Annotated in this window: 22 protein-coding genes; 9 read left to right on the top strand and 13 right to left on the bottom strand. The window is 43.2% G+C overall.

The window, feature by feature from the left end; genetic code table 11:
• Window positions 1–241: 241 nt before the first annotated feature.
• The 4 genes from BJP34_RS19150 (at window position 242) to sfsA (ending at window position 3,222) form a co-directional block, all read left to right on the top strand.
• The gene (locus BJP34_RS19150; RefSeq protein WP_070393715.1) at window positions 242–538 is read left to right on the top strand and encodes a hypothetical protein; all 297 of its coding nucleotides are present in this window, start codon (window positions 242–244) and stop codon (window positions 536–538) included.
• Window positions 539–621: 83 nt separating this feature from the next.
• Entirely contained in the window at window positions 622–1,968 is a 1,347-nt protein-coding gene (locus BJP34_RS19155) for a ribulose bisphosphate carboxylase small subunit (protein WP_070393716.1), read from the top strand.
• A gap of 42 nt (window positions 1,969–2,010) precedes the next feature.
• Entirely contained in the window at window positions 2,011–2,394 is a 384-nt protein-coding gene (locus tag BJP34_RS40215) for a hypothetical protein (protein ID WP_149031058.1), read from the top strand.
• 96 nt (window positions 2,395–2,490) lie between these two features.
• The gene (gene sfsA, locus BJP34_RS19160; protein ID WP_070393717.1) at window positions 2,491–3,222 is read left to right on the top strand and encodes a DNA/RNA nuclease SfsA; all 732 of its coding nucleotides are present in this window, start codon (window positions 2,491–2,493) and stop codon (window positions 3,220–3,222) included.
• A gap of 387 nt (window positions 3,223–3,609) precedes the next feature.
• Here sfsA and BJP34_RS19165 read toward each other — a convergent pair whose 3' ends face one another.
• The 5 genes from BJP34_RS19165 to BJP34_RS19180 form a co-directional block, all read right to left on the bottom strand.
• Window positions 3,610–3,927, bottom strand: a complete 318-nt coding sequence (locus tag BJP34_RS19165; RefSeq protein WP_070393718.1) for a hypothetical protein — start codon at window positions 3,925–3,927, stop codon at window positions 3,610–3,612.
• Between the two features lie 278 nt (window positions 3,928–4,205).
• On the bottom strand, window positions 4,206–4,343 hold the full coding sequence (locus tag BJP34_RS43725; RefSeq protein WP_158517309.1) for a hypothetical protein: 138 nt from the start codon (window positions 4,341–4,343) through the stop codon (window positions 4,206–4,208).
• A gap of 41 nt (window positions 4,344–4,384) precedes the next feature.
• Window positions 4,385–6,034, bottom strand: coding sequence for a uroporphyrinogen-III C-methyltransferase (cobA, locus tag BJP34_RS19170; RefSeq protein WP_070393719.1), 1,650 nt, complete (start codon window positions 6,032–6,034; stop codon window positions 4,385–4,387).
• A 362-nt stretch (window positions 6,035–6,396) separates the two neighbouring features.
• The gene (locus BJP34_RS19175) at window positions 6,397–7,149 is read right to left on the bottom strand and encodes a DUF4336 domain-containing protein (RefSeq protein ID WP_070393720.1); all 753 of its coding nucleotides are present in this window, start codon (window positions 7,147–7,149) and stop codon (window positions 6,397–6,399) included.
• A 181-nt stretch (window positions 7,150–7,330) separates the two neighbouring features.
• On the bottom strand, window positions 7,331–7,570 hold the full coding sequence (locus tag BJP34_RS19180) for a hypothetical protein (protein WP_070393721.1): 240 nt from the start codon (window positions 7,568–7,570) through the stop codon (window positions 7,331–7,333).
• A 330-nt stretch (window positions 7,571–7,900) separates the two neighbouring features.
• On the opposite strand from BJP34_RS19180, the gene BJP34_RS19185 reads away from it, so the two are divergent.
• The gene (locus BJP34_RS19185; protein WP_070393722.1) at window positions 7,901–8,680 is read left to right on the top strand and encodes a class I SAM-dependent methyltransferase; all 780 of its coding nucleotides are present in this window, start codon (window positions 7,901–7,903) and stop codon (window positions 8,678–8,680) included.
• A 109-nt stretch (window positions 8,681–8,789) separates the two neighbouring features.
• Here the strand turns inward: BJP34_RS19185 and BJP34_RS19190 are convergent, their stop codons facing one another.
• Window positions 8,790–9,059 carry a hypothetical protein gene (locus BJP34_RS19190; RefSeq protein WP_070393723.1) on the bottom strand — a complete coding sequence of 90 codons (270 nt, stop codon included), beginning with the start codon at window positions 9,057–9,059 and terminating at the stop codon, window positions 8,790–8,792.
• Between the two features lie 278 nt (window positions 9,060–9,337).
• Window positions 9,338–14,506, bottom strand: a complete 5,169-nt coding sequence (locus BJP34_RS37210; RefSeq protein WP_418904166.1) for a caspase family protein — start codon at window positions 14,504–14,506, stop codon at window positions 9,338–9,340.
• Window positions 14,507–14,791: 285 nt separating this feature from the next.
• On the opposite strand from BJP34_RS37210, the gene BJP34_RS43730 reads away from it, so the two are divergent.
• Window positions 14,792–15,001, top strand: a complete 210-nt coding sequence (locus tag BJP34_RS43730; protein ID WP_158517310.1) for a hypothetical protein — start codon at window positions 14,792–14,794, stop codon at window positions 14,999–15,001.
• Between the two features lie 584 nt (window positions 15,002–15,585).
• Here the strand turns inward: BJP34_RS43730 and BJP34_RS19205 are convergent.
• Window positions 15,586–15,975 (bottom strand): hypothetical protein, encoded by a 390-nt coding sequence (locus tag BJP34_RS19205; RefSeq protein ID WP_070393725.1) that lies wholly within the window; start codon window positions 15,973–15,975, stop codon window positions 15,586–15,588.
• A gap of 440 nt (window positions 15,976–16,415) precedes the next feature.
• Window positions 16,416–16,940, bottom strand: coding sequence for an RICIN domain-containing protein (locus tag BJP34_RS19210; protein ID WP_070396762.1), 525 nt, complete (start codon window positions 16,938–16,940; stop codon window positions 16,416–16,418).
• 36 nt (window positions 16,941–16,976) lie between these two features.
• On the opposite strand from BJP34_RS19210, the gene BJP34_RS43735 reads away from it, so the two are divergent.
• Window positions 16,977–17,138 (top strand): hypothetical protein, encoded by a 162-nt coding sequence (locus BJP34_RS43735; protein WP_158517311.1) that lies wholly within the window; start codon window positions 16,977–16,979, stop codon window positions 17,136–17,138.
• A 148-nt stretch (window positions 17,139–17,286) separates the two neighbouring features.
• On the opposite strand, the gene BJP34_RS40225 is transcribed toward BJP34_RS43735, so the two are convergent.
• The 4 genes from BJP34_RS40225 to BJP34_RS43740 form a co-directional block, all read right to left on the bottom strand.
• Window positions 17,287–17,481, bottom strand: coding sequence for a hypothetical protein (locus BJP34_RS40225; RefSeq protein ID WP_149031059.1), 195 nt, complete (start codon window positions 17,479–17,481; stop codon window positions 17,287–17,289).
• A gap of 439 nt (window positions 17,482–17,920) precedes the next feature.
• Window positions 17,921–19,132, bottom strand: coding sequence for an RNA-guided endonuclease InsQ/TnpB family protein (locus BJP34_RS19215; RefSeq protein ID WP_070393726.1), 1,212 nt, complete (start codon window positions 19,130–19,132; stop codon window positions 17,921–17,923).
• Between the two features lie 119 nt (window positions 19,133–19,251).
• Window positions 19,252–19,935: an HIRAN domain-containing protein gene (locus tag BJP34_RS19220; protein WP_083305260.1), complete on the bottom strand. Its 684-nt coding sequence runs from the start codon at window positions 19,933–19,935 to the stop codon at window positions 19,252–19,254.
• Window positions 19,936–20,638: 703 nt separating this feature from the next.
• Window positions 20,639–20,785, bottom strand: a complete 147-nt coding sequence (locus BJP34_RS43740; protein WP_158517312.1) for a hypothetical protein — start codon at window positions 20,783–20,785, stop codon at window positions 20,639–20,641.
• Here BJP34_RS43740 and BJP34_RS19225 point away from each other — a divergent pair.
• Both BJP34_RS19225 and BJP34_RS19230 read left to right on the top strand, forming a co-directional pair.
• On the top strand, window positions 20,784–20,990 hold the full coding sequence (locus BJP34_RS19225) for a hypothetical protein (protein WP_070393727.1): 207 nt from the start codon (window positions 20,784–20,786) through the stop codon (window positions 20,988–20,990). The genes BJP34_RS43740 and BJP34_RS19225 overlap by 2 nt on opposite strands.
• Window positions 20,991–21,023: 33 nt before the next feature.
• The gene (locus BJP34_RS19230) at window positions 21,024–21,425 is read left to right on the top strand and encodes a hypothetical protein (protein ID WP_070393728.1); all 402 of its coding nucleotides are present in this window, start codon (window positions 21,024–21,026) and stop codon (window positions 21,423–21,425) included.
• The last annotated feature ends 74 nt before the right edge of the window (window positions 21,426–21,499 follow it).

Consider the following 21,499-nt stretch of genomic DNA (forward strand, 5'->3'; position numbering starts at 1 on the left):
ATATCCTAGCCCAGCCAATAGTCTCAATTGTGCCAATACGCCAATACGCGAATTTGATTACTGTTTGTTTTTGAAGGTTGAAGGTTGAAGGTTTAATCGGGTTGAATGTTGGCTGGTTGAAGGTTGAATGTTGAAGGTTGAAGGTTTAATCGGGTTAATCGAGTTAAAGGTTGAAGGTTGAAGGTTGAAGGGTTATGGTTGAATGTTGGCTGGTTGAAGGGTTAATCGGCTTGATGGTTGGATGGTTGAAAGGTTAATTGGGTTGATGCTTGAAGGGTTAATCGGGTTGATGGTTGAATGTTGGCTGTTCGCTGTCAACTGTCAACCGACCCTACTTCGGACGCCTCAGGGGAACAACCAAATAACCTTGGCCTTTCGGCCACGCGATCGCGTTCAACCTTCAACCTTCAACCCGCCAACCTTCAACCTTCAACCCGCCAACCTTCAACCTTCAACCTTCCAACCTTCAACCTTCAACCTTCCAACCTTCAACCTTCAACCTTGGCCAAAGGCCACGCTACGCGAACAACCCGATTAAACCTTCAACAAACTGTAATAGTATTTCCAATAGGCTGAAAAATTGCCGGATTTGACGAGATTATCACCATAGCACCTGTTTGTATGTCCCAGCACTATTACATTTCTCCCCGGTTTATCGATAAACTGGCAGTTCACATCACTAAAAACTTCCTTGAGATACCTCATGTCCGTGTGCCTCTAATTTTGGGAATTCATGGACGGAAGGGGGAGGGTAAGTCCTTTCAGTGTGAGCTTGTGTTCGAGCGCATGGGAATTGAAGCGGTTCATATGTCTTCTGGTGAGCTAGAAAGCCCAGATGCTGGGGATCCAGCCCGTCTGATCCGCTTGCGCTACCGAGAAACGGCTGAAATGATCCGAGTCAAGGGTAAGATGTGTGTGCTGATGATCAATGACTTGGATGCTGGGGCGGGACGGTTCGATGAACGCACCCAATATACGGTAAATACCCAGCTGGTGCATGGTACCTTGATGAACATTGCTGATAATCCCACCAATGTCCAACTTCCAGGGAGTTATGACTCACAACCGATCCACCGAGTACCGATTATTGTCACTGGTAATGATTTTTCTACTCTCTATGCGCCTTTGACTCGGGATGGTCGGATGGCGAAATTCTACTGGGAGCCCAACCGAGAAGACCGGATTGGTATTGTTAGTGGTATCTTTCACGGAGATGGACTGTCTAGCGGGGAGATTGAACAACTGATTGATACCTTCGACAATCAAGCGATTGATTTCTTCAGTGCTTTGCGATCGCGTATTTACGACGAACAAATCCGTAAGTTTATTTACGATATTGGTCTAGACCGAATTTCCTCTCGTGTAGTCAACAGTAAGGAAGGACCCCCCAAATTTGAAACACCAAACTTTAGCCTCTCCCGCTTAATTGAGTTTGGAGAACTGATTAAAGCTGAACAGCAACGGTTGGAACTCAGCGGACTAGCTAGGGAGTACAATCAAGTCCCCTCCCTGACGAGCCAACCAAGTAATACAAATACTAATACAAATAGTAGTTATAATATTTCAACCCCTGACCAACCTCAAGCAAACCACAAGGCACCTCTATCCAATCCAGTCATCAGTCAGTCAACTAGCCCTAAAATCGCGCAGGGGTTAAATCACTCTCAGACAGGAGAGCACAACGGTAGCAAAAAGCCCTTAGATCTAGCATTAGATCTAGAAACCCAAGACCAGATTGGAGAGCTTTTGGCTCAAGGTTACCGCCTTACCCTAGAATACGGCAATGAGCGTCGCGTTAAGAATAATGCTTGGAAAAGTGGGAATCCATTACCAGAAAACAATGTATCGGACGCGATCGCTGCTTTGACAGAACGCTTAGGAGAGCATAAGGGTGAGTATGTGCGCCTAATTGGTATCGACACCAAAGCCAAGCGGCGGGTTCTCGAAAAGATTATTCAACGGCCTTGAGATCTCTCCTGCTTGAAGATAGGGAGATGGGGAGATAGGGAGATGGGGAGATGGGGCAGTGTGGGAAGTTGCGTAGGGTGCGTTAGGGGCGGACTTGCCCTTATTTTTCGCCTCATAGCCAGCGTTGGAATAGTCCGCCCCGTAACGCACCACCAAAAGGATCGCCCTCATTTTCCACCTCTTCGCGCCTTGTTGGGACAGCACGCCCGAAAATATATTGAAACTGGCAAGATGCCAGTTCCACGCAAGATGCCCATTCCACCAAGATGCCCATTCCACCCACCGGATCAAACAGTAAAAATGAGATGCACCCTTTTTATTAAGGGTAATTCTCCAGACATCATAACAGAACCCAAACCATCAGCGACTGCATCACTACTCCCGATTCCCGATTCCCGATTCCCAATTCTAAATTCTAAATTCTAAATTCTAAATTCCCTGCTCCCTGCTCCCTGCTCCCTGCTCCCTGCTCCCTAAAACCCATAAATATTTACCTCACAAGTCGTAGAATTGCTATACAACATGACTAATGACAATAACTTGATTTACTCCTACCCACCCCTAAAAGCTGGAACTTTACTCAAACGCTACAAACGCTTTCTTGCGGATATTGAACTGCCATCAGGGGAAATTATTACTGCTCACTGCGCCAACACTGGCCCAATGATCGGAGTATCAACCATTGGCTCTGCTGTACAAGTCTCCCAGAGTGATAACCCGAAGCGGAAGTTACCATACACGTGGGAAATGATTCAGGTCAAGGACAATGAACCGACTTGGGTAGGGGTTAATACGGCTTTACCTAATCGAGTGATTAAGTTAGCGTTGGAACAAAAACTGATTCCCGAATTAGCCGAAAGCTACAGCGAAATTCGCCCTGAGGTACGTTACGGAAAAGAACGGAAAAGCCGGGTGGATTTTTTACTGACTGGCTCAGAGCGCCCGATTTATTTAGAAGTGAAAAGTGCTACCTTAGCTGAAGGGAATCGTGCTTTATTTCCTGATACAGTTACTACTCGTGGACAAAAACATCTGCAAGAACTGATGGCACTACTTCCTGAAGCACGAGCGGTCATGCTTTATTTTATTAATCGTGCTGATTGTTTGCACTTTGCTCCTGGTGATAACTATGACCCAGACTATGGTAAACTTTTAAGAGAAGCAGTTAGCAAGGGTTTGGAAGTGTTGCCTTGTCGCTTTGAAATTACCCCGTCAGGAGTTCGCTATTTGGGGTTAGCAACCTTTGAGTGTTGAGGGTGTTAGTCGGTTATATAGAATTTGTATCTGGGTTGTGAACACACGTATTGCAGGAAAAGGCTTGCATACAAGAAGCATTCATGCAAGAGTTAATCAACTATAGATGCAGCCCCTCCCCATGAGAGACTGCATCAAGACACTGGATTTGATCTAATGTTCATTCAAATCCAACCTTAGCAAACTACGCCACTATTACGCCTTCTGAGTAATCTTCTGTTATCCCAAATAGCTAAAGTCTAGCATCCATAAGCTGAACTATAGCGTTTGTATTTGAGATGTAAACCTGTATGGTCTTGTTTTATTGGACAATAAAAGTGAGGATCTGTTTCCTCTGTTGCCGGTTGCCGGTTGCCGGTTGCCAATGCCATTGCCCGTAGCGCTATATTAGTGACTATTAATGGTAAAAACCTGCTTAAAGACCACAATGCTGTTAGATTTAAAGTTAAAGGGAAACTTTTTCATCACAAAGGAGCGATTCTTAGGCACAAAGCGCTTAGGTATTGTGAACTTAAACTTAAAGTCAAAGTCATCGTCACCAAATTTAAAGTCAAAGTCAAAGTCATCGCGACCATCATTGCTATCATCGTCATCTTTGCCTTTGCCGAAGTCTTTAGAGCTGCCTTGGCTTCCTGCAATCTCGTTGAGTTCATCCTCTGACAAATGTGCCATGAACTCCAAATCACTGGTTAGATGCTTATCCATTGGAACAATCTCCTGTTCAAAAAAGTGAATGATTCTTATTACCTAATTAGGTAACCTTGAAAAATCTTTGACAGGATTACTCTATCTAAATAAATTCTTTTTGTCTCGCCATTTTGGCGTCTTGTTAGTTGTGGAATTCCATGAAATCACATTATCTATTTTTTTAGATCATCTCAGGATAATTACTCTGTCTTGATGCAGTCGCTCATGGGGGAAACCACGGCAGTCGCTCATGGTTAGAAGTTACCGTAAGACAGTTGAGCCTTAATCAATAAGTTTTACCCCTTTTGTGCATAGCCGACCAACCATAAAGGCTCAACGTAATCAGGTTTCGTCTCCGGGGAGACCCCCAAGACCGCGCTGCCTCCCCAAGACCGCGCTGCATCGCTTAATAAAAATCTTCCCCATCTCCCCATCTCCCCACACTTTTATTATGGGTATTCAACCGAACTTGATATTATTTGTTTCCCCCTCTCTCAGTCTCCCATGCTACAATCGCCTCAGTTAAACCTTCTAAAGTATATTCAACTGCTTCTACATCTACCCTGCCTAACAACTGGCGACAGCTTTCGGATGTTTGGGGACCAATCGAGGCGATACAGACATTGTCTAAAAGGGAATGGAGAGTTTTTGAGGGTGCAGATTGTTCGCGGTCGGGATTAGAGTAGGCTTGGTTAGTTTCCGTTGAAGAGTTAAAAGCTTGCTTGAGTAGTTTGTAAAAATTCTTGACGGTTTTAGAACTAGCAAACGTAACAATATCTATTGCTCTCTGTTGCCAAGCATCTAAAATAGCAGGAGCCATGTAATCTGGACAACGAGACTCATAGGCAGCAACTTCTACCACTTGAGCACCTTTTTCCGTTAGTTCTTTTACTAACACCTCTCGCCCACCGGTTTCTACTCGGGGGAAAAGCACTTGTTTGTTAGTTAAAGACTCTGGAAAATGTTCCACCAAGGAATCAGCCACAAAGTTTGGTGGGATAAAGTCCGGTTGTAAATTGTGTTGTTTCAGACTCGCTGCAGTTTTCTTACCCACCACAGCAATCTTAATCCCGACTAAGGCACGGGCATCTTTACCATTCTTCAGTAATCGTTTAAAAAAGTAATCCACCCCATTGCTAGATGTGAGAATCAACCAATCGAAGTTAGCGAGATTAGCGATCGCATAATCTAATCCAGCCCAACTGGAAGGAGGAGTAATCACCAAGGTGGGCATTTCGATAATATTTGCTCCTTCTTGTTCCAGGAGCTGGTTAAATTTTTGGGATTGACTAGCGGAACGGGTAACTAAGACAGTTTTTCCAGTAAGCGCTTCGGTAGTTTCGGTTACCGGTTGATGCTTGTCTTGACAACCTTCACTCTTCGACTGGTCTTGATCAGCTAATCCCATAGATGCCCTTAACCCCACTACTTCACCAACTACAATTACCACAGGTGAGAGGGAGATACCAAGGGTTTGGTTTACTATAGTGCTTAAAGTACCCAGCCAAACCTGTTGCTGGGGGCGTCCACCATTCCGAATCAGAGCAATGGGAGTCTGATGCGATCGCCCATTGCGTTGCAGCTGCTGGACAATTTCCCCTAGATGACGTCCTCCCATTAAAATCGCCAAGGTGTCGATTCTTGCTAGTGCTTCCCAATCTAGTTGCTCTGGCTGATGAGCAGTGACAACCGCAAAGCATTTGCTCAAAACCGAGTCTGTTAAAGGAATTCCCGCTAGTAAGGGAGCGGCTAGGGCTGAGGAAATGCCTGGTATCACCTCAAACTGACACTCAGCAGCAATCAATGCCTGAATTTCTGAGCTAGAGCGCCCGAAAATAAACGGGTCACCACTTTTTAGCCTTACCACTTGCTTGCCTTGTCGGCATTGGTCTACTAGTAGTTGGTTAATCCTAGCTTGGGGTGTAGAAGGGCGTCCACCCCGTTTCCCTACATCGAACAGTTGACAATCACAGGGCACTAGTTGCAATAAAAGGGAATCTACCAAAGCATCATATACCAACACTTGAGCTTGAGTCAGCAGTTGTTGCCCCCTTACGGTTAAGTAGTTAACATCTCCTGGACCAGCACCTACGATGTAAATTTTTCCCTTTTTGTTATTAGTCATTATATAGCGGTTTGCAATTCAGTGAGGTACAAATTTCTGGGTTTTTAGGGAACAGGGAACAGGGAACAGGGAACAGGGAAGAGGTAATAGGGAATAGCGATGCGCTGCATCAAGAGGTGTCACCCGTGGCGAATTTAATTCGCCAAGTAAGAGGGCACCTAACAGGGAATCAACGTCAAAGAAGAGTGTAGCTCATAACTGCGAGAAACGCTAAGCGCGTTTGTATTTGAGATGTAAATCTAGGATTGAACTCTCCATGCTTTGAAAAGACATGGATTCTAAAAGGTTGGCGGTGCAAAAATTGGGGTTTTGAGGGGTTAACGGCAAAAGTGAGCGGTGGCGTGTTAGCTTGCTTCTGAAAGTTATTCAAGCCAGCGAAAAGCACGGCGTAACTCAGCAGCACCGTTATTCTCATACCAACGACCGTGAGATAGGATAACTTTTTCAGGGTTCCACTGAAGCATTCGCTTTAAGCAGCTACGGGACTGCTCCTTTTGTCCCCAAAATGTCATTCGCAAATCCAATGCAGTTTTTCCATCAGGATCGACAATACCAACTAACTTAAGCAGCCGACCAAACTGCTTACTAACTTTATTGAGTTCAAAGTTTTCAATGAGATCGGTCAGAATGAGAGTAGAACTCTTCCGGTGAAAAAATACAACTTCATCCATGAATCGACTACCCTTAAAAATTAATTGGTCTAAATCTGCGACCCACTGAGGCGGCGGTTCATTTTCCAAATCGGCATTAAAACTAACTTCAATTTTCTGTTGTGCTGCGCGATCGCGGACACCTGGGGATGCCCATGCTATGGCCTCTGGATAAGCTCTAGCCCAGGTGCCAATGTGAGCATAGTGAATTTTGTTGGGTGAAATGAGGTGGCGCACTGAGCCAAGAGAGTCAATTTGAGCTTTGAGTTCTCGAGTCAATTCTGTTGGTGAATGGCACCATAGCTCACTGTTGCTCAACCGCACAATAGTCATACGTGTTGAAAAAGGAATCTTCACCCCATACATTGACATTTGTACAATTGGGCCATCAACGAGCCAAATATCTTCACCAATCTGTTTAAGGATATTGATCGGTTCATATAGCTTGATCGCATCGTGTCTCATAGCTACTCACAGACGTAAAGTGTTGCTTCTCTATCTAGGGTATGGGAGCGGGCTAACTATTAATTTTACCGCCATTGCAGGATAATCCCTCTTTGATAACTTTGAGGTCAAACCTTGATTTTTTGTCGGCTGAATCAAGGCATTTTCGTTGAAAATCCCCTTAGTCATAAAAGAGGGATAACTAATGAATCGCATCATCAATCCAACCACACTCTGGGCAATCCCAGTGTACTGCTGGGGGGTTGTTTTTATCATAATTGTACCCACACTCAGGACACTTACCAGTAAAAAAGGGATGAGTATTCAAGATTTCAAGCTGCTGCTGGGGGGTTAGTTTTCGCGTTGGGTTTTTGATTAATTCCCCCAGCCTAGTAGCTATAGAGTCAGTTGCGGTGGCTCCAGCTTCATCGACTTCAGCCACCTGTGCTCGTTTTTCTTATTGGGATGCAACCGGTGCATTTGGCTTGATTTTTTTGATCGTTTTACCCTTACCATCTTAAGCCTCTCTTTTTCTTGCGCTTACCCTGGCTTAACAGCCCTGGCCGTGAAGAGGGATCCGCTGGTGCATCTCATTTTTGTACAAACATCATTCATTAAGTTTTGGGATTGTGCTTCTTTGAGCTTATCTTCACCACAAGTTACTCAGGCTTATACTGATGTGCTTAATTTGGAAAAGATAGACTGTATTAAAACTGCGATTAAGAATATGATATCGTAATAGTTTGCTAAATGAAATTAGAGGAAAAGGACTTTGGTTACAGAATTTAAAGACTACTTCTCAAAGCAAGCAAATGATTATAGAAACTATAGACCTCATTATCCAGAATCTTTGTTTGAGTATTTAGCTGCACTTGTACCTGATCGTCAAGCAGCGTGGGATTGTGCCACTGGTAATGGTCAAGTCGCCTTGGGCTTAACCCCTCATTTTAAAAAAATTTATGCTACAGATGCCAGCAAAAAGCAAATTATTCATGCATTTCATCATGATAAGATTAACTATTCTGTGGCAGTGGCTGAAAAAGTCGGGCTAGGGAATCAATCTATAGATTTAATAACTGTTGCCCAAGCTGTTCATTGGTTTAATCTGGAAAAGTTTTATCAGGAAGTGCAGCGAGTTTCTAAACCTGGAGGAATTATTGCTCTCTGGGGCTACTGGTATTTTGAATTCCCTCCAGAAGAAAATCACATAGACCAAATATCTAGGAATTTTTTCACCACAGTGGTTGATCAGTATTGGGCTGAAGAAATAAAACTACTGCTTCAAAATTATCAAACCATTCCTTTTCCTTTTGCTGAGTTAAAAACACCTCTGTTAACAATGGAAACCCAATGGAACATGGAAGAATTTCTGGGATATTTGACTACTTGGTCTGCTATTCAAAAACTTATTGCTGTTCAATCCCAGGAACCAATCTTGGAATTCTCCAACCGTCTAGTCGAGGCTTGGGGCGATCGCGAGAGGAAAATTATATTTCAATGGCCATTACATATGAGAGTTGGTCGGATATATAGCAATTCTACGACTTGTTAGGTACAAATTTCTGGTTTTTAGGGAGCAGGGAGCAGGGAGCAGGGAATAGCGATGCGCTGCTATCTACCTATCTCCCTATCTCCCCATCTCCCCAGCCTTGTGACACTGCCTATTCCTCTGGCTCCATGGGCAGACTTATATCTAAAACTATTAGAAACTTAGCATTAGGCAGCAGCTGTTTCAGGGTCTGGGAATAACCTTTGGCATCAGAACAGTCGTTGAACCGAGCGAAAACCACTGGTGGCATCGGTGGTATAGCGCTACGCCCAAGGCAAGAGGCAAGAGGCAAGAGGCAAAAGTTTACTACACAAGGTTTTGCTGCTTGTATCAATGTCCTAACTTTAATGCGTAGTGCTATAATAGCCGAATCATGACCCATGTCTTACACCTTAATGCGTAGTGCGCTTGCAGTCTTATTTGAGGCTGATTCCCTGTTAGGTGCGCTTTCCGCATCTAATTATTAAATTCGCCACGGGTCACACCTCTTGATGCAGCGCAAAGTAGCCGATAATCTATCCAAGATTTCGGCTCTAATAATATATTTAGTTGGCAGGTACCCGATGAGGCGTTCGCGTAGCGTGGCCTTTAGGCCATGGCTTGAGCACCTACTTCATTCTTCTGTGGACAAGCATGTGATTATTTCGAGTCTGGGGCTAACTATTGCACTAATGTTTTTGGGTCTTTATCTATTTCTTTTGTATTTGGGTTTAGGTCGATGTCAGGATAGAGTTTTTGCGCTTCTTGATAGACAGAAATAGCCTCCTCTATTTTTCCCTCTCTTGCTAGCCACCAACCTTGTTTTACCTTCTTTTGTGCGGCTAACAGTAGTGCTACTGTTTTAGAGTCTTTATCTATTTCCCTTGTCTTTGGATTGAGGTCGATGTCAGGATTAAGTTTTTGTGCTTCTTGATAGACAGAAATAGCCTCCTCTATTTTTCCCTCTCTTGCTAGCCACCAACCCTGTTCTACTTTCCATTGTGCAACTAACAGTAGTGCTACTGTTTTGGGGTCCTTATCTATTTCCTTTGTATTTGGATTGAGGTCGATGTCAGGATTGAGTGTTTGCGCTTCTTTAAATTTTTTAACAGCACTCTTGAGATTTGGCTCTTTTTGTGAAATAAAAGCCCGACCAAGTCTTACCAGAAAGTCGGCTTTGGCTTTATCTTCCCAACTGGCATACTTGAGACAGACTTCTCCTGCTTTATTGTCTTGATTATTTTGAGGCGCAACGAGGTCAGGATGAAATTGCAGCTGATTACATCCCTCTTTTAAAGCCTCTTGCCAAGAGTAATTGCCCCACAAACGCACTGTTCCGTCGTTACTGCCACTGAGAATCTGTTTGCCATCTGGACTAAAAGCGATATCATAGACATCATCAGTATGACCTTCTAATGTATGGATTAGTTGACCGGTTTCTGTGTCCCACAAACGCATTGTGTTGTCCTTACTGCCACTGAGAATCTGTTTGCCATCTGGACTAAAAGCGATATCATAGACACCATCTATATGACCTTGTAAGGTATGGATTAGTTGACCGGTTTCTGTGTCCCACAACCGCACTGTTCCGTCATAACTGCCACTGAGAATCTGTTTGCCATCTGGGCTAAAAGCGATATCATTGACCCAGCTTGTATAACCTTCAAAGGTATGGATTAGTTGACCGGATTCTGTGTCCCACAAACGCACTGTTCCGTCATGACTGCCACTGAGAATCTGTTTGCCATCTGGACTAAAACCGATCGCATAGACAGCACTTGTATGACCTTCTAATGTATGGATTAGAAGACCTGTTTCTGTGTCCCACAAACGCACTGTGTTGTCATCACTGCTACTGAGAATTTGTTTGCCATCTGGACTAAAAGCGATCGCAGTGACACTACTTGTATGACCTTCTAGTTGATGGATTAGTTGACCGGAATTTGTGTCCCACAACCGCACTGTCTTGTCACCATAGCCACTGAGAATCTGTTTGCCATCTCGACTAAAAGCGATCGCACTGACACCATCCATATGACCTTCTAATGTATGGATTAGTTGACCGGATTCGGTGTCCCGCAAACGCACTGGTCCGTCGTTACTGCCACTGAGAATCTGTTTGCCATCTGGACTAAAAGCGATATCAGTGACAGAATCTCTATAACCTTCTAGTGGATGGAGAGGAAGACCTGTTTCTGTGTCCCACAACCGCACAGTGTTGTCCCAACTGCCACTGAGAATCTGTTTGCCATCTGGGCTAAAAGCGATCTCAGTGACATCTCTAGTATGACCTTGTAATGTATGGAGAGTAAGACCGGATTCGGTGTCCCACAAACGCACTGTGTTGTCGTGACTGCCACTGAGAATCTGTTTGCCATCTCGACTAAAAGCGATATCAGTGACCCAACTAGTATGACCTTGTAATGTATGGATTAGAAGACCTGTTTCGGTGTCCCACAAACGGATTGTGTTGTCCTCACTGCCACTGAGAATCTGTTTGCCATCTGGACTAAAAGCGATCGCAGTGACACTACTTGTATGACCTTCTAGTTGATGGATTAGTTGACCGGAATTTGTGTCCCACAACCGCACTGTCTTGTCACCATAGCCACTGAGAATCTGTTTGCCATCTCGACTAAAAGCGATCGCACTGACACCATCCATATGACCTTCTAATGTATGGATTAGTTGACCGGATTCGGTGTCCCGCAAACGCACTGGTCCGTCGTTACTGCCACTGAGAATCTGTTTGCCATCTGGACTAAAAGCGATATCAGTGACAGAATCTCTATAACCTTCTAGTGGATGGAGAGGAAGACCTGTTTCTGTGTCCCACAACCGCATGTTTCTGTCCCAACTGCCACTGAGAATCTGTTTGCCATCTGGACTAAAAGCGATCACAGTGACACTACTTGTATGACCTTGTAATGTATGGATTAGAAGACCTGTTTCGGTGTCCCACAAACGCATTGTGTTGTCCTTACTGCCACTGAGAATCTGTTTGCCATCTGGACTAAAAGCGATCGCACTGACACCATCTATATGACCTTCTAATGTATGGAGAGCTTGACCTGTTTCGGTGTCCCACAAACGCACTGTGTGGTCGTTACTGCCACTGAGAATCTGTTTGCCATCTGGACTAAAAGCGATCGCAGTGACACTACTTGTATGACCAATAAATGTATGGAGAGCTTGACCTGTTTCGGTGTCCCACAAACGCACTGTGTTGTCATCACTGCCACTGAGAATCTGTTTGCCATCTGGACTAAAAGCGATATCATTTACAATATCTGTATGACCTTGTAAACGATTCCTTTCTCTAACCTTATCTAAAGCTGCCAATAAGCTAGAATGAACTTCATTGATCACTTTTGGTTGTAAGGATTTTTGGTAATCTTGAATTTTAGCGGTTGATTCAATAGCTTGGATCAATTCTTCTGTAGTAGGTTTTACTGATAGAGAATACTTGATATTGGCAGCTTGTGCAAGGAAGTCTGAGTTAATTGCCTGTTTACGAGATTGTAAGCTAAAATAAGTCGATAATACTAAACCTGTACCTAACCCCAGCATAACTGCGATCGCAACAACCCAATTCCGACTAGTATTGAAGCTTTTTCGCCTGACGCTACGCTGCACAAACTCAGCTTCCACTTGGTTAAACCAGTTATTCTCAGAATTGAGTACCTTTTTCAACAAATCAAGACGAGGGTTAGCATTCCAAAGAAACTTTGCCTTTTTCTGGCTTTCCCACTCCTGGGCTGCAGGAGTCAACCGCCGTTGTAGAAGTAAATTTTCCTCCTCTTTTTGTTTCCACTCCAGCAACCTTTGCCAACCCCGCACCAAAGCATCATGGGCTGGTTCCACATCAGGATTCCCCTCACTATCAAGTCCTTTTACTAATAACCGTGCTGTGCTAAAACGCTCAATTACTTCCTTAACTAAATCATTTTTCTGAGGCGGATATTCCAATTCTGATAACGGTACGCGCCTACGGGCTAACTCACCCCCAGTCAGGGCAACCATCCGCAGCATCACATGACGGATAACTTGGTCATAAGCTGGATTTTCATGAACTAGCGCCTGATATTCTTCATCAGCCCTTTGAGTTAGCGATCGCATTACTCCCCCCAATTCAAGATAATCGGCTTGAGTCAAGGCCCGGTCAATAGTAATACCCCTGTATTGTGCCTCCCGTTGCCGCCTTAAATACTTCAGAAATAATTCACTCAAGGCAAAAGACAGCAGGGGTAATGCTCCGGGCATATCCGCCACTTCATCAATTAATTTTTCTACTAAATCGTGGGGCTGAAAATACATTACCCGTGCTTGAGCCGGTTTTTCTATCGCTTCCCTTAGTTCTCCTCGTGTCATCGCCGGTACAATAAATCGTCCACTTTGCCAAAGATTTATCAGTACCGTGGTTCCCAATTGATTTAGTACTTCCGGTGCCCACTTTAAGCCCACATCTGTGATTTGGGGTTCAAAATCAGAACGTAGGGTTAATACTACCCGTAATTTATCCCCATGGGCATTTATGGCTGTGAGTATCTGTTCGAAAAACCCCTGACGCTCATCTAAGTTTTGACAGAGTGTAATAATTTCTTCGCTTTGGTCAATAAACAGTAATAACTTAGAGTTGGGGTTATTTTTCGCCCAAACATCAATGCTCATTGCCAGGTTCTGCTCTGGGTTTTGTCGCTCTACCCTTGGTAACTTAGCATTACATAGTACATTATTTAACCCTTGCAAGGGCGTCTCACCAGGACGGATGGGTGGCAAAATACACCATTTCTCAGTATTATCTTGCCGTAGTTTAGGAATTAATCCTGCCTTCACCAAACTAGATTTACCGGAACCGGAAGCACCCAACACCACTGTCAGGGGATTAGCTTTGACAAAATCCTGTAACTTTTCTACTAGTAATGTTCTACCGAAAAACAGTGAACTGTATTTCTCGTCAAAGGAGTTTAAACCGCGATAGGGATTTTGTGAGAGATCTAATGGTGGTGCGGGCGGTAAGTTAAGTTCATGTCCCGGAGAAAGAAAGATATATTCTCCCTTATCGTGCTTATTTAAACACCAAATACCAGGGGTTTGTCGTATCCGGCATTTTTCTGTGGGAATTTCGACTCGATCCCGTAAATATAAATATAATTCTGTGGCTGTAATTACCCCATCTCCAGGGGGTTTACCATTGGTAGCAGGAGGATAGGTATCTGCTCCACCTTCGAGAGCGTTTAATAATGCTGCCGCAAAAGGGGAATGATTGCCGAGTTGACCGCGTTCGCTATCTAAATAAAAGTTATCGAGGGCTTTTTGGTCAGAAGCTGAAGAAGTAATGATTTGCCAGGCTGGGTCACGAATAAAACGGTCGTATCGTTCTTGGTGAATTACTTCTGGCGATGTGAGTAGATCCCTAGTACTCGACCATTTAAAAGCACCAGCAAAACAGCAGTCGAGGATACCCAAGAAATGACGACAGGGTAATTGACTTAAAGCATCGTGTAACAAGGTCATGGGCAGATAACTATTAGTATCCCCCAGTTTGGCATCTTGAGGAATTAAGTAACCCGCCGGGCCATCATCCCCATTGAGGGCGACTCCATGACCAGCGAAGTAAAATAATAAGCGGTCATTTTCAGTAACTTGTTCGGGTAAGGTATGGAATAAAAATTTGTTAAAGTTAGACAGAGTTGCCACTTCGTCTAAGCATACCCAGACTTTGTAATCATGCTTCTCGCGGAGAATTTCCACTAGTTTTTTGGCATCGTTTACGGCGGTGTTCAGGGGGGAAATGCCGTTTGTGTAGTTATTGATGCCGATGATAAATGCGAGATTGCGAGAAAACATGTTCGGGAGCATGTCACTTATGCAGAACATTTGTACTAAGGTAATAGGTAATAGGTAATAGGTAATAGGTAATAGGTAATGGGAACCCACCCCTAACCCCTCCCAGGAGGGGAAGGTAATAGGTCTGAAGGGGAGCTAGTCCTGGATGAATATTTGTACATTATCTATAGCCCCTTCATGGGTAATTGCTTGCTCTACTGGAAAATAGTACTAATGTTTAAGCATTGCAAGACCTGCTCCCAACATGTTCTGCTAAAAACACTTATAAAGATAACTTTAATACTAGTGATTAGTAGCATCCCTGTCAGCCATGCAAAGCGCGAGTGGTTTGAATTTACCGTAAGACAGGCTCGCCTTGTCAGCCATGCAAAGCGCGAGTGGGGGAAACCACGGCAGTTGCTCATGGGGGGAACCCCCAAGACCGCACTGCCTTCCCAAGACCGCGCTGCCTCCCCTGTTCCCTTGCTGCATCGCTTTGGTAAATATATCTTTTAATGTGGGCGGTATAGCACTACGCATTAAAGTTAGGACATTGATACAAGCTGAAAACCTTCTGTAGTAAACTTTTGCCTCTTGCCTCTTGCCTCTTGCCTTGGGCGTAGCGCTATATAATCCCGCTCACACAGCTGGGGTATAGTTTTTTAAAACTGGGATGCTCCCTATTTATTCCCCCAAGATAATCTGTTGACTTTACGCAGAAATTATTAGTTTCGTAATAAATCTTTACCTAGTTCGGAAAGCAGGGTAAGCTCTGCGGCATTCCCATCGTAAGTAGGGTTTGCTGAAAAACTCAATAGGTATGGGATTGAGTCAGCGAGTGTGGAGTCAGCGAGTGTGGAGAAATGGGAATTATATAGGAGGTAGTCGGAAGAATTGTCCCTTGATTTTTCTGCTCTTGTCTGCCCAAAAGCCTAAGTTATTGAGACCGCAAAGCTGGCACTTTTTTCGACCCAAAAAGGCTAAAACCTTTATCTGTTAATGCTTTGAGAGTTAATCAGCCAGCCCTACTTACTTCATTCTTCTGTAGACAGCCATACCATCCGGAAAGATTGAGGTGGAATGTGGGTTAGAAACAAAACTTACGAATTTTCACGTTTGCTCTTTTCCTCTCTAGACAAACGCATAACACTACTATAGAGATACCAATTTATGAGCAGACCAAAAACAAAGCCCAGAAATACACTCGATTGAAATCCCTGAAATAAACTGAGCAAAAAGTTGAGAACTGCAACAGTGATGTTAGCCAATATTACTGTTGTTACGATTTGGGGAGACTCAACCAGCAACTTTCGTAATGAAACACCTATATACAGATAAGCAATTGAAAATCCTGTTCCCAAAATTATAGAAATGAGATTGATAGCATTCAGATTTCCCTGCGGTTGAGTAATAGCAATGTAGTTGCCAAAAACTCCTAGTGTTCCAATGAAGATAAAAAATGCTTTGAGTGAACCAACACTTTCTTTCATGATTCGATACAACCCTCTACTTTTTTTAAAGTGATACGATTAATTAGCGATACTATTGCTCTCCACCACCGGCTTTGACGAATACAAACCCCAAAAGTTCCCAGATAATTTTTTTTTGTAGCGCTGACCTTTAGGGGTGACAATAAAGCTATAAGATAGATTGTATAAGGGATAGAGCCTTCAAGCCTTTCTGGAAAAAGAGGGGTTCAGGGGGTAAGGTTTTCCTAGGAAATTAAAAATGCCTAATATCTGGAGGGTAAGGAGTGATGTAATCGCGCCTCTTTCAAGGAGTATTACTTACATCGGGCAAAGCCGATTTATCCATGTAATCGAGTGACCGCTGGCATTTGACATCACAGCGGTCACCATTTTTATCAATCACTCTACCGGACAATGAAACAGCCCTGCCCGAAAAGGTAATTTCCAGTTCAAGCAGTTAGTTAAAAATTAGGTATTTGCCAAAACTGTCCTGAATAATTACCACAGTTAGCCATAATCGGTTTATTGTCTTGGGAATCATTAATGATATCTAAACATTTATCACTGCCCGTAAACATGGTTCTGAGGCGATAATATCCAGACTTGTTTGTTTTTTCTATTTTCCAAAATTGTCCTGAATAATTACCACAGTCAGCCATAATCGGTTTATTATCTTTAGAATCATTAATGATATCTAAACATTTATCACTGCCCGTAAATAGGGTTTTGAGGCGATAATATCCAGACTTGTTTGTTGATTGTATTTGCCAATATTGTCCTGAATAATTACCACAGTTAGCCATAATAATTTGATTGTCTTTAGCATCATTAATGATATCCAAACATTTATCACTGCCCGTAAACATGGTTTTGAGGCGATAATTTGTTTGTCCTTGGGCAACGTTACTAGTACTGGCAAAAGCAATCACAGAAGACGCAACAGCTATACCAAAAGTGAAAATTCTCTTTAGATTTTTGTTAGACATGGTGGTATGAGACATTGTTTTAGTTTTAGAGAAAAATTGATCAAAAATTGTGCCACAAACTCAACTTACCTGAGTTCGATATATAGCGTTTCTAGGACTCATGAGGTATACAGGATTGTTTCACTCTTGCCTAATCCCTGCTCCCTGCTCCCTGCTCCCAGAGTATTGATGTTTCTTTCCTTTTGCTTTGAACTCTAAGATAATCATCAGTTTCGATCTGAACTCTCCTATACCTTTTACTACAACGCCATTAGTAAGATTCCCGATTCTCTAGAAATATTTTTATCACAGCGCGTCAAGCCGCTATGAGTATTTATCCCCGGTTTTAAAAGACGGAGCTTTAGACTTACAGGTTCCCTCGTAAATCGGCTATTAAGCACTTTCCTTGAGCTGGGAATAGGTAATAGGGAATAGGGAATAGGTAATAGGGAATAGGGAATAGGTAATAGGGAATAGGGAATAGGTAATAGGGAATAGGGAATAGGGAAAAAATAATGTGTAGCTGATAGTTATGATAAACGCTATAACCCTCTTCTGTCACTCTCCGGTTTTTCCTATTATTAAGACTTTCTACAAACAAGGTATATTAAGCAATACAGCGTTCGATGATGACATTTTGAAAATTTTAGCACTCTCATGAATTTATACTCATCAAAAAGCTGGCTATCCCTTGATATACAAAGGTTATAGAATGCGCGAAATGGCAAAAGTTTTCGGAGAGTGACAGAAGAGGGATAAGTAAATTGGCTCTTAACCACTTTCCGTGATGAGATCGCAATCAACCTTGTCGGGAGCAGGTGAGTCTTATTCTTCAAGGAGTATTAGTTACATCGGTAAAACCAAGTTTTTCGACTTTTCTTTTTCCTTAGTTAACGGCTGATAGGTCTTGTGAGCATACGGCACATATCCCTCAAAACCTGAATAAGTCATCTCACACAATAACCGAGACTTGAGCGGAGAAGGAGTTGACACTCCCCGGTCTAAAGACGCGGGGATTCTTTGCTCAACGACTCGACTTGCTGAACCTGGCCGGAACCAAGAACAGTAGAGGCCAAATCTCCCAAAGCGTTCGGATCAAGGATCCAGGTTCCGGTGTGCCCCACCGTACCCAAAGCTCTTTTTAAGATATTGATCGCAGCATTGTGGTCTCGGTCTAACTCACAACCACATTCGCAGACGTGAGTCCTGGTTGATAGTGACTTCTTGACCACTTCGCCGCATTCGGAACAATTCTGGCTCGTATAGGCAGGATTGACCGCTACAGTTACCCTGTTAAACTTGGTGCCAAAATGTTCCAACCATTTCCTAAACTGATACCAACCTGCATCATTAATAGATTTAGCTAAACAGTGATTTTTGACTAAATTCTTTACCCTTAAGTCTTCATAGGCGACCAGGTCGTTAGACCGGACTACGCAGCGCGCCAATCTCTTTGCGTGCTCTTCACGTTGCCTACTTATTTTAAGGTGCTGTTTACCTAATCTATTGATCGCTTTCTTACGGTTGGCTGAGCCTTTCTTTTTCCGGGAAACCCGGCGTTGATAAAACTTTAATCGTTTTTCCCCAGTCCTATAAAACCTGGGGTTGGGTTCAGAGTTTCCATCAGAATCAGTGTAGAACTCTTTCAGCCCCACATCTAGCCCAACAGTACTTTTAGATGGCTCCAGTTCTTCAATTACATCAACAGAGACGCAGAACTGAACATAATAGCCATCAGCTCTTTTGACTATCCGAACCCGTTTTATTTGCTTCTTATCAAAGCGCCACAAGTCCCAAGTGCCCTTAAGCTTAAGCTTTCCAATCCCCTTCTTATCACTGAACGTGATTGACTTCTTGTCAGGGGACAGCTTCCATCCTGACTGCTTGTACTCAACCGATCTACAATGCTTTTGGAAACGAGGAAAGCCTTTCTTTCCTGGCACTTTCTTCTTGCAATTGTCAAAGAATCGGACGATCGATGACCATGCTCTTTCCGATGCAGCCTGGCGAGCTGTAGAGTTTAACTCATTAGCAAAAGGGAATTGATGAGCCAGTACTTTACTGTACTTGCTAAGGTCAAATTTGTTCGTCCCTTTGTTGTCCATCCATAGACGAATACAGCTGTTTCGGATAAATTTAACTGTCCGAATAGCTTCATCTATAGCTAAGTACTGAGATTCTTTACCTTTTGCTTTAAACTCTAGAATGATCATCGGTTATCGACCTCTACCGCTTCTAATTTATTCTACCATCTTTAGAGTAAATTTCCGGATTATCTCTAAAATATTTTTTTCACGGCGGCTAAAGACCGCTGCGACCCTTCATCCCCGCTCTAAAGAGACGGGGCTTTCGGGTTTTTGGTTTTCTGTAAATTTACCTTTGCTACTTTCACTTCTACTAAACTTGGATCACGCCTTAAAAGGTCAAATACATCGTGTGACAAGTAGCGGGGACAATACCCTAGGTGATAATGATCTTCTGTGGTTAACGCTAAAGCCTCATTGTCATAAGGATTTTGAAGCTCGTGACATAGCCACAAAGTGTCACCAACTTGTAGCTGATCTATCCGATCCATAGAACACTTTGGTAAGTGACGCAAACCATGCGCTAGGAAGAAAAGGTGGTATTTGTCGTCACTGTCGAGGTGTGGATAAGGAAAAACTTTAAAATTATCTGTTTGTCGATATCCTTCGCTCCTTCCTAAAAATTCCATCAAATCAAAACTCTGGGCTGATAAGTTGAGCCGGTCTAGATGCTTTCGGTAATCTGGACGCGAGCGTGAGATAACTCGGTTGGCAAAAAACGCAAACAACTCCGTCGAACGATAGGTCTTATTCCACTCTGGGAAAGACATTAGAGGCTCAAACCCAAATTTTTCTTGCGCTTCCTTTGCACCTTCTATATAAACAAACTCGTAATTTTTTCCATCAAATGTTAATCGACCCACCGGGTTCCACGATCGACTGTGATAATCTTGCCAAGCTAAAAATAAAGTTTTTGGGTAAGTGATACTCATAAATTTAATAGACAGAGCAGTCTTTTTTTGTTGGTGAGCAAAATTTTCTTAGCAAAGTCAGATGCTTCTTTTGAGATACGACAATCTGGAAATGCCTGTAAAGTTGAATTTATCTGTTGCTATGAAATTTGCTCAAGACGGTTGAGCCACTCCTGACTAGCTTTAGGATAGTTAGTGTTAATGTATTCAAAAAGTTAAAATGTTTTCAGAGGCTTTTTTTCATTTTCGTTAAGATAAAAGGCTGACCAGCACCGATTTACGTAAGACTCTACAGACTTATGCTGGCGTTTAGTATCAGAAAGTTCACGACCCAGGCATGAGGCGTGATCGTAAGTGGCAGGGTAAACGCATCTTAATTTTTGCCCAAAATATGGTAAGATTAAAAGTAGGATTAACCACCGATTATAGTTGATTAGTACTAATCAATGGCCAGAGGCTTCAAAACGGCTGTATTCCCAGGGTAAACGCATCTATTTTATCAGCGAGATCACATCTTAGAAGTAGCTTTAATCTAAACTCCAGTGTGTTGGCTTGCTGAAACTATTCTACCAGTGGAAACTATTTGGCATTGCTATCTAAGGCAATTCCCTGTTCCACACGTCATGCAGTTTCCCGTCTGATAGGTAACCTCACCCTTCCCGGTGTGAGGTTTTACTTTTATTAGTCCCTAAAGCTGATCAGAAAAAGAGTCTATCACTATACATTACTCGCAGTGATCATTGATTTTTATGTCGTCGGAGGATATACTGATGACAGACAACGACAAATCTAAAAAGCGATCGCACTGACCTGTCCCGGAAATGCGATCGCTAACACAAGTAACAACTTGCAATAAATCACTTACAATCATGAACCAGATTTTAACTGTTCGCAAATCTTCCATTAAACTAGTCCACGACTTAACCCTGGACACCTATACTGCGGATGAAGTGGACAAGCAGACGGGAATGTTCATTAACTACTTCAGTGGTTCTGGAATGGCTCTTGCCGTTGACTTACCGGATAACACAGCCCTACAAAGTCGCCTATCCAAAAAGCTGAAGGCTATGCAATAAGAGAATTTCACAGTCCTACAATCTAAGTATCGGATGGAGTCTGGAGGACTAACTGATCTGTTCCTCTGGACGATTTCAGATGCTTTGACTTTCTGGGAGTACTGGGCATTTGTTTCCAATTCTGTCAATAAAAAAGCCAAGGAAAAAGCAAGAAACATTATCATTGCTTCTGCTAGGGCTAACCTCCAAATCGTGACCGACGAAGCCTTTGGTCGTGGGTACACCCCTGGGAAAGCACAAGAACTGATGCTGGCCTATCAAGCTGAAAACCAGCGCCTCAAGAAAGACCTAGACCTAGCCAAGGAAGCCCTAGCTGAACCAGATGTCCTGGACGACGAAAACTGGCGGTTGCGGCAACAGATCCGTGAGATGGGCGGAGTTCCGTACGACGAACAAATTGGGTACACCAGCGACAAACCCAACGAACCTTTTTAGATCCCAAAATTTTTCCAAATTAATTGCGTTCACGAACTGTCGGCTGAGGCCGTAGGCCAATCGCAGGAATGAGA

The sequence above is a fragment of the Moorena producens PAL-8-15-08-1 genome (assembly GCF_001767235.1).
Lineage (GTDB): Bacteria > Cyanobacteriota > Cyanobacteriia > Cyanobacteriales > Coleofasciculaceae > Moorena > Moorena producens_A.